Below are 13,606 nucleotides of genomic sequence, written 5' to 3'. Positions count from 1 at the left end.
GCTGTCAGACCTGCCGAAGCTCGGCCGGACCGGCCTCGATCCCAACCGGCGGCAGTGTCGCCAGCAGGTCGTCCGGTGGGCTGGCGGGCAACCGTAGGGTGAACGTCGATCCACCCCCAAGAGTGCTCGACACCTCCACCCGACCGCCATGGTTGCTCGCGATGTGTTTCACGATGGCCAGACCGAGCCCGGTGCCACCGGTGGAGCGCGAGCGGGCCTGGTCGGCCCGGTAGAACCGCTCGAAGATCCGGTCCACGTCCGTCGGGGCGATGCCGATGCCCTGGTCAGCGACCGCGACCTCGACATGTTCGCCGTCACCGCGGAGGGTGACCCGCACCGTGGTGTCCTCACCCGAGTAGTTGATGGCGTTCTCCACCAGGTTCGCCACCGCCGTGGCGAGCTGACTGTCGCTGCCGTACGCGGTGAGACCCCGCTCGCCGTCGACCGTCACCTCGACCCCCCGGGCGGCGGCCGTGGTGCGCGTGCGGTCGACCACCTCGGCGATCACCCAGTCGAGCGCGACGGGCTCCGGTGGCGGCTGCGGCTCGGCGCCCTGGAGCCGGGTCAGCTCCAGCAACTCCTGCACCAGCCGGCCCAGCCGGGTCGACTCGTGCTGGATCCGTTCGGCGAACCGGCGGGCGGCGACCAGGTCCTCGGAGAGGTCGGGTACCGCGGCGTCGGCCGGCTCGGTGGCGTCCAGCAGCGCCTCGGCGAGCAGTTGGAGCGCGCCGATCGGTGTCTTGAGCTCATGGCTCACGTTCGCCACGAAGTCACGTCGCACCCGGGTCAGGCGGTGCGACTCGGTCACGTCGACCGCCTCCACGGCGATGAAGCCGTTCCCGAGGCCCATGGCCCGCAGGTGCACGCCCAGCGGGTTCTCACCTGCGCTGTCGCGACCCCGCGGCAGGTCCAGCTCGATCTCGCGCCGCACGCCGGTGCGCCGCACCTGCCCCGCGAGAGTACGGATCAACGGGTGCGCGGCGATCGAGCCCGGGGTGCTGCCGGTACGCAGCAGACCCATCGCACGGGCGGCCGGGTTGATCAGCACGGGCACGTCGCCGTTGTCCAGTACCACGACACCGGCCCGGAGCGAATCGATCGTCCGGCGGCCGAGCCCGGCCTGCTGCTCGTCGGCTATCGCGGGCCTCCCCCTGCTCCAGCGGGAGCTCGCGCTGCCCGTCGACGTGGAGCGGCCGCGCGCCGGCAGGAACCGGGGCAGCAGAAGGCCGACGACCAGTCCGGCCGCCAACGCCACGGCCACCACGACCGCCACCGCCCACTCCACCCGGCGATCGTAGGGTCATTGTTAACCTGGCTACCACACAGAACGGGACGAACCACCCGCACTTCCGGAAGTGTTCACCCCCACGTCTGGCGTCGTTCACCGTGGTTCATCCGGGATCCGTTCACGCGCCCTACCGTTAGCGTCGCACCTGCTCAACCCCTGCGCCGGCACCCGTCGGCGGCGACCGACCACAGGACGTGATGATGCGCGACGAGTTCCGGGCCGACCTCCAGATCGTCAGCCAACTGCTGGTGGACATGGCGGAGGGCGTCCGCGCTGCCATGCGCCAAGCCACCCGGGCCCTGCTCACCGCCGACCGGCAGGCCGCCGAGACGGTCATCGAGCGGGACGCCGAGATCGACGACCTCTACCGGCACGTCGAGGAGCGGGTGTGTGACCTGCTCGCCCGGCAGGCGCCGGTCGCCTCCGACCTACGTGCCATGATCACCGCGCTGCACGTCGCGGCCGACCTGGAGCGGATGGGCGACCTGGCCGACCACGTGGCGAAGACGGCGCTGCGGCGGCACCCCTCGCCCGCCGTACCGGCCGAGCTGCGGACGATCTTCACCGAGATGGCCGACATCGCCGACCGGATGGCGGCGAAGATCGGTTCGGTGCTGGCGAAGCCCGACGTCGACCTGGCCGGCGAGTTGGACCGGGACGACGACGCCATGGACGAGCTGCACAAGAGCCTGTTCTCGGTGCTGCTCGGCGACGACTGGCCGTACGGGGTGGAGACCGCCATCGACGCCACCCTGCTGGGCCGCTTCTACGAGCGCTTCGCCGACCACGCGGTCAACGCCGGCGAGCACGTGATCTACCTGATCACCGGTGAGAGCACGCCCACCGGCAACTGACACCCGTCAGAAAGGGGCCCCCGCGTCGCGGGGGCCCCTTTCGCTGCTCTCAGCGGCCCTGGTTGGCGACCGCGGCGGCGGCTGCCTTCGCCGCCGTCGGGTCGAGGTAGGTGCCACCCAGGGTGAGCGGGCGCAGCTGCGGATCGAGGTCGTAGCGCAGCGGGATCCCGGTCGGGATGTTCAGCTTGGCGATCGCCTCGTCGGAGATCTGGTCGAGGTGCTTCACCAGGGCGCGCAGCGAATTGCCGTGCGCGGCCACCAGCACCGTCCGGCCGGCCAGGATGTCCGGCACGATCGAGTCGTACCAGTAGGGCAGCATCCGCTCGACGACGTCCTTGAGGCACTCGGTACGCGGCATCAGCTCGGTCGGCAGCAGCGCGTAGCGCGGGTCGCCCACCTGCGACCACTCGTCGTCGTCCGCGATCGGCGGCGGCGGGGTGTCGTACGACCGGCGCCAGAGCATGAACTGCTCCTCGCCGTACTCGTCGAGGGTCTGCTTCTTGTTCTTGCCCTGTAGGGCGCCGTAGTGCCGCTCGTTGAGCCGCCACGACCGGCGCACCGCGATCCAGTGCCGGTCGGCGGCGTTCAGCGCCAACTCGGCGGTGCGGATCGCCCGGCGCATCACGCTGGTGTGGACGACGTCCGGCAGCAGGCTGTGCTCGCGCAGCAGCTCACCGCCGCGCCGCGCCTCGCCCTCGCCCTTCTCGGTCAGGTCGACGTCCACCCAGCCGGTGAAGAGGTTCTTGGCGTTCCAGTCACTCTCGCCGTGCCGCAGCAGGACCAGCGTCCCGACGGTGGGCCCCTCGCTCGCAGTCATGCGGATCATCCTGCCTCAACCCCGTACCGGACACGCGGGCACCCGTCGTGACGACCACCACGTGATAAAGCGGATGACCTGTGAATCCGACCGCCACTAGGGTTGTAAGGCGCTGCAGTCACATCGGTCATTACTTGCAAGCGGGGGCACCACGTGCGGACGATGCGGAGCTGGTTCCGGGACACCACCGGCGGCCTGCCGGCCACCTTCTGGTACCTGTGGTCGGGGACTCTGATCAACCGGCTCGGCTCGTTCGTCCTCGTCTTCCTCGCCATCTACCTGACCCAGGAACGCGGCTTCTCCCCCTCCCAGGCCGGCCTGGTGCTCGGCCTGTGGGGTGTCGGCGGCGCCGTCGGCACCACCGCCGGCGGCACCCTGGCCGACCGGTGGGGCCGCCGACCGACGCTGCTCACCGCGCATGTCGGCGCGGCGGCCATGATGCTCGCCCTCGGCCTGGCCCGTGACCTCTGGGCAGTGGCGCTGGGTGCGCTGCTGCTCGGCATGTTCGCCGAGGCGGCCCGGCCGGCGTTCGGGGCCATGATGATCGACGTGGTGCCGGCCAAGGACCGGCTGCGCGCGTTCTCGCTCAACTACTGGGCGATCAACCTGGGCTTCGCCTGCGCCGCCATCCTCGCCGGTCTCGCCGCGCAGGCCGACTACCTGCTGCTGTTCGTGGTCGACGCGGGCACGATGCTGATCACCGCGTTGATCATCTTCGCCCGGGTGCCGGAGACCCGGCACGGCGGATTCACCGTCGCGGCGACCACGGCCCCGCGCGGCGCCCTGCGCACCATCCTCAGCGACCGGGTCTACCTCGGCTTCGTGGCTCTGAACCTGTTCGCCGCGATGGTCTTCCTCCAGCACATCTCGATGCTGCCGATCGCCATGGGCGACTCCGGCCTGAGCCCGGCCACCTACGGCTCGGTGATCGCGCTCAACGGCTTGCTCATCGTCGTCGGCCAACTCTTCGTGCCCCGACTGATCCGGGGTCGGAACCGCTCGCAGGTGCTCGCCCTCGCCGCCGTGGTGATGGGTGTCGGGTTCGGGCTGACCGCGTTCGCCGGCAGCGCCTGGTTCTACGGGCTGACGGTGCTGATCTGGACGGTCGGCGAGATGCTGAACTCGCCGTCCAACTCCACGCTGATCGCCGAGCTCTCACCTGCCGAGCTGCGCGGTCGCTACCAGGGCGTGTTCGGGCTCTCCTGGCAGATCGCCGGGGCGAGCGCGCCGATTCTCGGCGGCCTGGTGCGGGAGCACGTCGGCAACGCGGCGCTCTGGTTCGGCTGCGCCGTGATCGGCGTACTGACGGCGGTGGCCCACCTCGCCTCCGGTCCGGCCCGGGAGCGGCGTGCCGTCGCGCTGCGCCACGCCGCCGACGCGTCCGCACCGGTCAGCACCCGCGCAGCGGCGTCGCAGCCCGCCGAGGCGGCAGCCTGAGCCCGATGTGACCGCTGAGACGAACGGCTCACGATCAGGAACCCGACTGGCGCAACCCGGCCCGACTTCCTACCGTCCAGGAGAAACGGTTAAGAAACCGAACTGTCGGGAGGTCGGATGCACGCCCTGCGGCGCTGGTGGCAGGACACCGCGGGCGGGCTACCCGCCACCTTCTGGTACCTCTGGGCGGGTTTGCTGATCAACCGCGCGGGCGCGTTCGCCATGCTCTTCCTGTCGCTCTACCTGACCGACGCCCGGGGCGCCAGCGAATCGGTGGCCGGCACCGTGGTCGGGGCGTACGGGGCCGGCGGGGCGGCCGGCGCGCTGCTCGGCGGGGTGATGGCCGACCGGTGGGGTCGCCGGGCCACCCTGCTCGCCGCCCACCTGGCCACCGCCGCCCTGATGGTGGCACTGGCCTTCAGCCGGCCCCTGCTGCTGATCGCGGCGCTCTCCGCACTGGTCGGCGTGGTGCACTCGATGCCCAGCCCCGCCTTCGTGGCGGCAATCGTCGACGTGGTGCCGGCGCAGCGCCGCTCACGCGCGTTCAACCTCCAGTTCTGGGCGTTCAACCTGGGCATGGCCGTCGCGTCGCTGCTCGCCGGCGTGCTGGCCGAGGCGAGCTTCACCGCACTGTTCCTGGTCGACGCCGGCGCCACGCTGACCGCCGCCGCCGTCATCGCCTGGAAGGTGCCGGAGACGCTGCGACGGGCCGGCCCGGCCGCGCCCCTCCCGCCCGCCGGCCAGCAGGGGGCCGGCCGCTCCCGTCGACAGGGGCTGCACACCGCGCTCACCGACCGGACCTTCCTGATCTTCGTCGGGCTCACCTTCGTGCTGGCCGTCCTCACCCTGCAGACCTCGACGATCATGCCGCTGGCGATGCGCGCCGACGGTCTGGGACCGTCGGCGTACGGGGCGGTGGTGGCACTCGGGGGCGCGCTGATCGTGCTGGGGCAACTGTTCGTGCCCCGGCTGATCGACCGGCACCGCAAGGACGTCGTGCTGGCCATCTCCACGGCCCTGCTGGCGGTCGGCTTCGGCGTGCTCGCCGTCGCCGACCACCTGGGCGTCTACCTCGGTGCGGCGGTGGTCTGGACGGTCGGCTCGATGCTCGCCGCGCCGCCCAACGCGCAGATCAACGCGGATCTGGCGCCGCCGCAACTGCGCGCCCGGTACCAGTCGGTCTTCTACCTGACGTTCCCGGCCGCGGCGTTCGTCGCACCCACCCTGGGCGGGGTGAGCCTGCAGCACCTCGGTGACCGGCACTGGCTGATCGTGGGCGGGCTGGGCCTGCTGGCCGCGCTCGGGCACCTGCTGGCCGGGCCGCCCCGTGACCGGCACGTCGCCGCGATGCGCCGGATGGTCGACCGGGAGCCGGCGCCGCGCGGGGACCGCGTCCAGACGGGCTGACCGTACGACGGCAAAGCGCCCACCATGTCCCGAAGGTCATGGTGGGCGCTCGCCGGTGGGGCCGGCGGCGGCGGGCAACACTCACCCCCGTAAGCATCGCCCGCTCGCGCCGCCGGTCCAAACAGGTGGGCACCGTCCCCCAACGGTTGATCCACCCGTCCCCTCGCACCTCGCCTGGTGCGCGGATCTGATCGATCCGCCGCTCCCCCGAACGTTTCCAAGCGTGGCGCGGTGCAATAAAGCTAGTTCGGCCGGATTCTGGATTCAACCCAGATGGGTGTCTCGCCGGTCACAACTGACGAGTATCCCCAGCTCGGGCCTCGGTCTGTGGCAACAGCCGGGTACCCGTCGGGCATTCCCTCAAACACCTCAGCCGTCCTCACGATCGGGTGACTCGGTCCGGAAGAAGTTGCTCTGCCGGCCGTCACGCATCTGCTCCTGATAGATCAGGTTGAGCCGGCGCAGATCAAACGTGTGAAACCACTCATCCCAGGGGATCTCACGAATCCGGCTGCTTTCCCGGTATCCGGGGATGTTGAAGGTCAACACTCCGGCCCGACCGTCCCGCTCGGTGCCCGCGATGGTCGCCGGCTTCGCGCCACGCTCCCGCGCCCAACGCTGGATCACCTCGTGATTCGCGGTGATCAGGCTCCGTCCCGGCCGCTCCGGCCGGTCCGCCGTCGACGAGATCACCTGCGAGCTGCGGACCGACCGTCCGCTGCCCCGTCCGGTCCGGATCCCACCGGCCGTCGTGCCACCAGCCGCCGGCCGGCTCGCCGTGGCCCGCTTGGCCGGCGTCGCCCGCTTCGCCGTGGCCCGCTTGGCGGGAGCCGCCCGCTTCGCCGGCGCCGCCTTCGCCGTGGCCCGCGTGGCAGCCGGTCGCGACGGCGCCTTCTTCGCGGGCGCCTTTCGCGCTGGCGCGGCACGCGCGGTCGTCGACGTCCTGCGAGCGGCGGTCGACCTGGCCGCTGTCGTCTTCTTCGCCGCGGCCGTCTTACGGGCCGCCGTCGACGTCCGTGCGGTGGTCGTCCGCTTCGCGGCGGTCGACCTGCTCGCAGCGGTGGTCCGCTTCGCGGCAGTGGTCGTCTTCTTCGCGGCAGCCCGCTTCGCGGGAGCGCTCTTGTTCGCGGGCGCCGCCTTTGCGCGACTCGGTGCCGCCCTCGACGCCGACTTCTTCGTCGCGGCGGCCCGACCGGCCGACGCCCTGGTGCCGGCGGCCCGACCAGCCGGTCCGGTACTGCGCCGGCCCGCCCCACCAGCGTCCGAACGCATCGAACGCACCAACTGTTTCACCAGGTCAGGCTTGCGCATCGCGGAGATCCCAGAGACCCCGCGTTTGCGCAACTGCCCGCGGATGTCGTCCACCCGCATCCGGGAGATCTCCGACTCGGAGATCCCGGGTGTCGCCGGGCTCTGGTTGCCGGCCTGCCGTTTGGTCCTGGTCGCAGTCCCGCCGCGACCTGAGCTGTTCCGCTGAGCCATGGGATGCTCCGCTCCTCGACACTCCGTCCTCGGCGCGCGGGGGTCCCTCTGCCGCACCGCGCGGTGCGGCATACCCAGCAAGGGCAGTCCGAACCCTCCGTGCGTCGCCGCCCGCTGTGACGGGTAGGGATTGAGCCGGGCGCACCCGTACCCCACACGTCCTTTGCTCTGCTTACACCCAGGCAACGCTCGGAGCCCGTAAGTGTTGCGTCGGTTGAAGCAGAGCAAAGGAGGCGTCCCACCACCTCGGCCCGGAAGCCCGCCTGATAAACCCCCGCAGTCGGGGCGCAGGCCCCCGCGCGTGGAGCCGCCGAACGCCAGTTGTCAGGCGGGGCCGGGGCCGGACGGCTCGAAGAGGTGGGCGAAAGCGGCCAGGTTCGCGGTCGACTCGCCGCGCTTGACGCGCCACTCGTACTCGCGCCGGATCGAGCTGCCGAAGCCGATCTCCAGCATGGTGTCGAAGGACTCGTCGGAGTAGGTAAGCACCGAACCGAGCAGCCGGTCCAGCTCGTCGGCGTCCACACCGGCCGGGTTGACCCGCCCGGTCAGGTACACGTCACCGACCGCGTCGGTGGAGAAGGAGACCCCGTACATCCGGGCGTTGCGCTGCAGCAGCCAGGCCCACAGCTCCTCGCGCCGCTCGTCGGGCTGGCGCATGACGAACGCCTCGATCCGCAGCGCGTGCTCACCGACGATCAGGTTGCAGATCGTCTTGAGCTTGTGGGTGCCCGGCAGGGTGATCGCGTACGAGCCGGGCCCGGTCGACTCCCAGGCCAGGTCACGTTCGGCACACACCGACTCGATCAGGGTCGCAAGATCGCTCTTCGGGCTCACCGGACCCACTCTACGACCGCCCCGGCCCACGCACCGGATGACGATCGGCCCGCGGGCACCCACCAGCACGATCGGCGGGCGGTCAGCACCGGCACGATCGGCGCGGGATCACCACCGGGACCGACCTGTCCCCGGTCACCAGGAGCAGGAGAGGGCGGGGCCTCCGGCCAGGTCGGCGGCGAGGCGGGCCCGGCGCGCGGCGATCGCCTCGCCATAGACGTCGAGCAGGCCCGTGACGGTGCGGTCCCAGGAGAAGTGTCGGGCGTGCTGCGCGGCGCCGCGGGACAGCCTGGCCCGCAGGGCCCGGTCCGGCAGCAGGCGGCCCAGGGCGCGGGCCCAGTCCACCGGGTCGTGCCCGTCGATGAGCACTCCACTGGCCTGGTCCCGAACGGCGGTGACCAGACCACCGACGGCGGCGGCCAGCACCGGCGTACCGCAGGCCTGCGCCTCCAGGGCGACGAGCCCGAAGGATTCGTTGTGCGACGGCACCGCGACCAGATCGGCGGCCCGGTACAGGGCCGGCAGGTCGTCGCCGGTACGCGGCGGCAGGAAACGGACCCGGTCGGCGACCCCGAGCGTCGCGGCCAGCTCGATCAGGGCGGTCGGCCGGTCCAGCCCACTGCCGCTGGGCCCGCCGCAGATCACCACGGTCACCTCGTCGGCCAGGGCCGGATCACGCTCGCGCAGGGCGGCGATCGCGCGGATGAGCACGTCCGGCGCCTTGAGTGGTTGGATCCGACCGACGAAGGCCACCACGTACCCGTCGACCGGCAGCCCCAGCCGGCGGCGGGCGGCGCGGGCGGCCATGAACCGGTCGCCCGGCGCGGGCCGGAACCGGGCCAGGTCGACGCCCGGCTGCACGACGGAGACCTGGTCGGGGGCGGCGTCGTACCGCTCGACGAGGTCGCGGGCCTCAACCCGGGTGTTGGCGACCAGCTGGTCGGCCTCGGCGACGACCTGCTCCTCGCCGATCACCCGAGCCTTCGGTTCCGGCCGGTCGTCGGCGGCGAGTTGGGCGTTCTTGACCTTCGCCAGGGTGTGCGCGGTGTGCACCAGCGGCACTCCCCAGCGCTCCTTGGCCAGCCAGCCGACCTGCCCCGACAGCCAGTAGTGGGAGTGGATCAGGTCGTAGTGCCCGGGTGGGCGGGACGCCTCGGCGCGCAGCACCCCGGCGGTGAAGGCGCAGAGCTGGCCGGGCAACTCCTCCTTGGTCAGCCCTTCGAGCGGACCGGAGGTGATGTGCCGGACCTGCACGCCGGGGGCCATCTCGACCACCGGGGGGAGGTCACCCGAGGTGGCCCGGGTGAAGATCTCCACCTCGACGTCGGCCTCGGCGAGCCGCCGGGCGACCTCCAGGATGTAGACGTTCATCCCGCCGGCGTCGCCGGTCCCCGGCTGGTGCAGCGGGGAGGTGTGCACCGACAGGGTGGCGATGCGGCGGGGCCGGGGCCACGGTCGGGCACCTCGCTGACGACCGACACCGGTGTGCAGTTCCGCCACGTCCGCTCCTTCAGTCACGGTTAATGCCGTCTCGCACGACCGGCGCTTCTCGGTCAACCTGTACGCCGGATGTCATCTTCCCCATCGGGCTACGGAAATGCGTCGGCGCGGCCGGCCGGGGTGACGGACCTCATCAACCGTCGGCCCGCACGGCGAAGCCCCGCGCCCGATCGCAAGGCCTCGGACGACCGGGGCGACAATGACCGGATGACCTCCGTCGCCATCGTCACCGGAGCGTCCAGCGGGATCGGAGCGGCCACCGCCCGCCGGCTCGCCGCCGAGGGTTTCCACGTGCTCGCCGCCGCCCGCCGCGCCGAACGGCTCGCCGACCTGGTCGCCGAGATCACTGCCGCCGGCGGGCAGGCCACCGCGGTGACCTGCGACGTCACCTCGGACGAGTCGGTGGCCCGGTTGGCCGAGGCCGCCGCCCAGGCGCCCGGGCCGGTCACCCTCCTGGTGAACAACGCCGGCGGAGCACGCGGGCTGGACCCGGTGGAGTCCGGCTCGGTCGCCGACTGGCAGTGGATGTACGACGTGAACGTGCTCGGCACCCTGCGGGTCACCCAGGCGCTGCTGCCGGCGCTGGAGGCGTCCGGTTCCGGCACCATCGTGGTGGTCTCCTCCACCGCCGGCCTGATCGTGTACGAGGGTGGCGGCGGCTACACCGCGGCGAAGCACGCGCAGACCGCCATCGCCGGCACGCTCCGCCTGGAGCTGTGTGGCCGGCCGCTGCGGGTCATCGAGATCGACCCCGGAATGGTGAAGACCGACGAGTTCGGGCTGGTCCGCTTCGAGGGCGACGCCGAGCGGGCGGCAGCCGTCTACGCCGGGGTGCCGGGGCCGCTGGTCGCCGAGGACGTCGCCGACTGCATCGCCTGGTGCGCCACCCGCCCGGAGCACGTCAACATCGACCGGCTGGTGGTCCGGCCACGGGCGCAGGCGGCGCAGCACAAGGTGCACCGGGTCTCCTGAGCCGGGGACAGGACCGATGAGCGGGGCTCCACGACGCCGACCGCTCGGCGTGGTCACCCGGGGCACGACCAACCCGAACCGGCTGCGGCGGGTGGACAACTGGATCGTCGCGACCTGCGCCGACCGGCTGCGGGCGGCGGTCGATCCGCTGGTGGTGGACCTCGGGTACGGCGCCACGCCGGTGACCGCCGTGGAGTTGCGGGCCCGGCTGGCCGCCGGGGTCCGTCGGGACGTACGCCTGGTCGGGCTGGAGATCGACCCGGCGCGGGTGGCCGCCGCGACGCCGGCCGCCGACCCGCCCGGCCTGACCTTCGCCCGGGGTGGCTTCGAGTTGGCCGGGCTCCGGCCGGTGCTGGTCCGCGCGTTCAACGTCCTGCGCCAGTACGACGAGCGCGAGGTGCCCGACGCCTGGCGCACGATGACCGCCGCTCTCGCTCCGGGTGGGGCGCTCGTCGAGGGCACCTGCGACGAGCTGGGCCGGCTGGCGAGCTGGCTGCTGGTCGACGCGGACGGCCCGCGCACGCTGACCCTGGCCGCGAAGCTCACCACGCTGGGCAGTCCCGCCGAGTTGGCCGAGCGGCTGCCCAAGGCGCTGATCCACCGCAACGTCCCGGGTGAGGCGGTGCACGACCTGATCCGGGCCCTGGACGACGCCTGGCAGGCCGCGGCCCCCTACGCCACCTTCGGTCCACGGCAGCGCTGGCTGAGGGCCGTGGGCAGGCTGCGGGACGACGGCTGGCCCGTGCGTGACGGCCCGCACCGCTGGCGGCACGGCGAGCTGACCCTCTCCTGGCCCCTCCCCTGAACGGGGTGGGGTCAGAGGGCGCAGTTGATCAGGACCGGCTCGGGGTGCAGGGTCACGCCGAGGCGGGCGTGCACGGTGTCACGGATGGTGCCGGCGAGGGTGAGCAGGTCGCCGGTGCTGGCCGTGCCGCTGCGATTGGTGAGGGCGAGGGTGTGCTTGCTGGAGATGGCCACGCCGTCCGGGCCGGGGTGGCCCTTGGTGAAGCCGGCCTTGTCGATCAGCCAGGCCGCGCTCACCTTGACCAGGCCGTCCGCCCCGGGCCAGGACGGGGGCTCGCCCAGGTCGGCGGCACGCTCCCGGAGCAGCTCGTACGTCGCCCGGTCGAGCACCGGGTTGGTGAAGAAGGAGCCGACCGAGCGGGTGTCGGGATCGGCGGCGTCGAGCACCATGCCCTTGCCGGCGCGCAGCCGCAGCACCGTCGCCCGCGCGTCGGCCAGCGGCACCCGCTCGCCCACCTCGACCCCGAGCGCCCGGGCCAGCTCGGCGTAGCGCACCGGGCCGGACAGCGGCGAGCGGGTGAGCCGGAAGTCGACCGAGAGCACCACCCAGCGGTCCTGGTACTTGAAGATGCTGCCCCGGTACGCGAACCCGCACTCTGCCGCGGGGACGATCCGACGGGTGCCGTCGAGCCGGTCGTACACCTCGACGCCGGTGATCGTCTCGGCGACCTCCTGGCCGTACGCGCCGACGTTCTGGATCGGGGTGGCGCCGGTCGAGCCGGGGATGCCGGAGAGGCACTCCAGGCCGGCCCAGCCGTTGCCGATCGTCGCGGCGACCAGGTCGTCCCACGGCTCGCCGGCCTCGACGCGTACGGTGACCGACTCGGCGTCCTCGGTGAGGACCCGCAGGCCACGGGAGCGCACCAGCACGACCGTGCCGGGGAAGCCGGCGTCGCCGATCACCACGTTGCTGCCGCCGGCCAGGACCAGGATCGGCTCGTCCGTGACCTGGACCGCCCGGATGATCTCGTCGGCGCTGGTCGCGGCCACGATCCGCCTGGCCGGCCCGCCCATCCGTAGCGTGGTGTAACCGGCCAGTGGACCCGGGATGGCACGATCGGCTTCGGTTGTCGGCTGGGCGTAGGCGTCTGACACGTCTTTCACCTTAGGCTGATGGGCAGCCGTGGCACCTACTGGTGGCCCGGCACCCCCGGGAGGATGGCGATGAGCAGACTGCAGGGCAGCAAGGACTTCTGGATTGGGGCGCTGCGGGCCGAGGGCCCGGCGTTCGCCGCGGCGGTCGCCGAGGCGCCGCCGGAGACACCCGTGCTGTCCTGTCCGGGCTGGACAGTCAATGATCTCACCCTGCACCTCGCGGGCATCTACCACTGGGTTTATTCGTTCGCCGGGTCGGGGCAGACGGAGGTACCGGCCCGCCGGGACGCGTCCGTGGCACCCTCGGGCCTGAGCGCGCTCCAGCTCTGGCAGCAGGGGTACGACCAGCTGATGACCCTCTTCGACGGGCTCGACCCGGAGGCGCCGGCGTGGAACTGGGCGCCGCAGCCGAAGAAGGCCGGCTTCTGGCCGCGCCGGATGGCACACGAGACGGCGGTGCACCGCTGGGACGCCCAGCTCGCCATCGCCGCCGGTGAACCGGTCGAGGCCAAGCTCGCCGCCGACGGGGTGAGCGAGGTGCTGGACACCTGGTTGCCGGCCGGCCGGCGGCAGGTCAAGGGCGACTGGCACGGGGTGGTGCAGCTCGCGGCGACGGACGCGGATCAGGAGTGGTATCTGCGGCTGCGCGGCGAGGGGGTGGCGCTGCTCGACACGGCGACCATCTTCGACCACGACGATCACCACGCCCGCGCGCAGGTCAGCGGCACCGCGAGCGATCTGCTGCTGGCGCTCTGGGGGCGGGTGAGCTTCGAGACCCTCGACGTCACGGGCGACCGCGCGCTGCTCGACGGCCTGCGTACCGGCTGATCTGACACCGGGCGCGGCCCGGCCGACGTGACGAGGGCGTCACCCCGACGGGGGTGACGCCCTCGTCGTGCGTCCGGTGCTGCCCGCGCAGATTCGAGAGAGCGCTCTCTTGACACTGCCCGGGGAACCCACCACCCTGACGTGAGAGCGCTCTCTTGGCCTTCTGCCACCACCTGACCACCTTGAGAGAGGTCCATATCCGATGGCTGTCTTTCCGCGCCGCCGCCTCGCCGCGGTGGCCCTCGCCGCCACGACCGCCCTGCTCGTCACCGCCGCCGCAGCCGGCGG

At 72.3% G+C, this 13,606-nt stretch carries 12 protein-coding genes; 6 read left to right on the top strand and 6 right to left on the bottom strand.

Features of this window, described 5'->3' with window-relative positions:
• Positions 1–4 precede the first annotated feature (4 nt).
• Entirely contained in the window at positions 5–1,285 is a 1,281-nt protein-coding gene (locus AB0J68_RS03680) for an ATP-binding protein (RefSeq protein ID WP_363935951.1), read from the bottom strand.
• Between the two features lie 203 nt (positions 1,286–1,488).
• Between AB0J68_RS03680 and phoU the strand changes: the two genes are divergently transcribed.
• Positions 1,489–2,142 carry a phosphate signaling complex protein PhoU gene (phoU, locus tag AB0J68_RS03675; RefSeq protein WP_354854540.1) on the top strand — a complete coding sequence of 218 codons (654 nt, stop codon included), beginning with the start codon at positions 1,489–1,491 and terminating at the stop codon, positions 2,140–2,142.
• 49 nt (positions 2,143–2,191) lie between these two features.
• Here the strand turns inward: phoU and AB0J68_RS03670 are convergent, their stop codons facing one another.
• Positions 2,192–2,959, bottom strand: coding sequence for a phosphoglyceromutase (locus AB0J68_RS03670; protein ID WP_354854542.1), 768 nt, complete (start codon positions 2,957–2,959; stop codon positions 2,192–2,194).
• A gap of 162 nt (positions 2,960–3,121) precedes the next feature.
• Between AB0J68_RS03670 and AB0J68_RS03665 the strand changes: the two genes are divergently transcribed.
• Both AB0J68_RS03665 and AB0J68_RS03660 read left to right on the top strand, forming a co-directional pair.
• Positions 3,122–4,396, top strand: coding sequence for an MFS transporter (locus AB0J68_RS03665; RefSeq protein ID WP_354854544.1), 1,275 nt, complete (start codon positions 3,122–3,124; stop codon positions 4,394–4,396).
• Between the two features lie 117 nt (positions 4,397–4,513).
• Positions 4,514–5,803: an MFS transporter gene (locus tag AB0J68_RS03660; RefSeq protein ID WP_363935947.1), complete on the top strand. Its 1,290-nt coding sequence runs from the start codon at positions 4,514–4,516 to the stop codon at positions 5,801–5,803.
• A 369-nt stretch (positions 5,804–6,172) separates the two neighbouring features.
• On the opposite strand, the gene AB0J68_RS03655 is transcribed toward AB0J68_RS03660, so the two are convergent.
• From AB0J68_RS03655 to mshA, 3 genes are all read right to left on the bottom strand, one after another.
• A complete protein-coding gene (locus tag AB0J68_RS03655) occupies positions 6,173–7,075 on the bottom strand; it encodes a hypothetical protein (protein ID WP_363935962.1) in 903 nt (300 codons plus the stop codon).
• Positions 7,076–7,609: 534 nt separating this feature from the next.
• Positions 7,610–8,119: a YbjN domain-containing protein gene (locus AB0J68_RS03650; RefSeq protein ID WP_354854549.1), complete on the bottom strand. Its 510-nt coding sequence runs from the start codon at positions 8,117–8,119 to the stop codon at positions 7,610–7,612.
• Between the two features lie 135 nt (positions 8,120–8,254).
• Positions 8,255–9,619 (bottom strand): D-inositol-3-phosphate glycosyltransferase, encoded by a 1,365-nt coding sequence (gene mshA / locus AB0J68_RS03645; protein WP_355135581.1) that lies wholly within the window; start codon positions 9,617–9,619, stop codon positions 8,255–8,257.
• A gap of 207 nt (positions 9,620–9,826) precedes the next feature.
• Here mshA and AB0J68_RS03640 point away from each other — a divergent pair, with 207 nt between their 5' ends.
• Together AB0J68_RS03640 and AB0J68_RS03635 are read left to right on the top strand one after the other, a co-directional pair.
• Positions 9,827–10,591, top strand: a complete 765-nt coding sequence (locus AB0J68_RS03640) for an SDR family oxidoreductase (RefSeq protein WP_363935944.1) — start codon at positions 9,827–9,829, stop codon at positions 10,589–10,591.
• A gap of 16 nt (positions 10,592–10,607) precedes the next feature.
• Positions 10,608–11,396: a class I SAM-dependent methyltransferase gene (locus AB0J68_RS03635; RefSeq protein WP_355064507.1), complete on the top strand. Its 789-nt coding sequence runs from the start codon at positions 10,608–10,610 to the stop codon at positions 11,394–11,396.
• Positions 11,397–11,407: 11 nt separating this feature from the next.
• Here the strand turns inward: AB0J68_RS03635 and AB0J68_RS03630 are convergent, their stop codons facing one another.
• Positions 11,408–12,490: a UDP-N-acetylmuramate dehydrogenase gene (locus AB0J68_RS03630; RefSeq protein ID WP_363935942.1), complete on the bottom strand. Its 1,083-nt coding sequence runs from the start codon at positions 12,488–12,490 to the stop codon at positions 11,408–11,410.
• Positions 12,491–12,559: 69 nt separating this feature from the next.
• Between AB0J68_RS03630 and AB0J68_RS03625 the strand changes: the two genes are divergently transcribed.
• On the top strand, positions 12,560–13,318 hold the full coding sequence (locus tag AB0J68_RS03625) for a maleylpyruvate isomerase family mycothiol-dependent enzyme (protein WP_354854558.1): 759 nt from the start codon (positions 12,560–12,562) through the stop codon (positions 13,316–13,318).
• The last annotated feature ends 288 nt before the right edge of the window (positions 13,319–13,606 follow it).

Origin of the sequence: Micromonospora sp. NPDC049580, assembly GCF_040675595.1 — a bacterium.
GTDB lineage: Bacteria > Actinomycetota > Actinomycetes > Mycobacteriales > Micromonosporaceae > Micromonospora.
The sequence above is the reverse complement of the archived record's forward strand: the minus strand, read 5'-3'. Positions and strand labels throughout refer to the sequence as shown.

What these genes read in the sequence shown, in the direction of transcription:
- phoU (WP_354854540.1), top strand. Translation starts at nt 1,489, where the DNA reads ATGCGCGACGAGTTCCGGGCCGACCTCCAGATCGTCAGCCAACTGCTG.
- AB0J68_RS03670 (WP_354854542.1), bottom strand. Translation starts at nt 2,959, where the DNA reads ATGACTGCGAGCGAGGGGCCCACCGTCGGGACGCTGGTCCTGCTGCGG.
- AB0J68_RS03665 (WP_354854544.1), top strand. Translation starts at nt 3,122, where the DNA reads ATGCGGAGCTGGTTCCGGGACACCACCGGCGGCCTGCCGGCCACCTTC.
- AB0J68_RS03660 (WP_363935947.1), top strand. Translation starts at nt 4,514, where the DNA reads ATGCACGCCCTGCGGCGCTGGTGGCAGGACACCGCGGGCGGGCTACCC.
- AB0J68_RS03655 (WP_363935962.1), bottom strand. Translation starts at nt 7,075, where the DNA reads ATGCGTTCGGACGCTGGTGGGGCGGGCCGGCGCAGTACCGGACCGGCT.
- AB0J68_RS03640 (WP_363935944.1), top strand. Translation starts at nt 9,827, where the DNA reads ATGACCTCCGTCGCCATCGTCACCGGAGCGTCCAGCGGGATCGGAGCG.
- AB0J68_RS03635 (WP_355064507.1), top strand. Translation starts at nt 10,608, where the DNA reads ATGAGCGGGGCTCCACGACGCCGACCGCTCGGCGTGGTCACCCGGGGC.
- AB0J68_RS03625 (WP_354854558.1), top strand. Translation starts at nt 12,560, where the DNA reads ATGAGCAGACTGCAGGGCAGCAAGGACTTCTGGATTGGGGCGCTGCGG.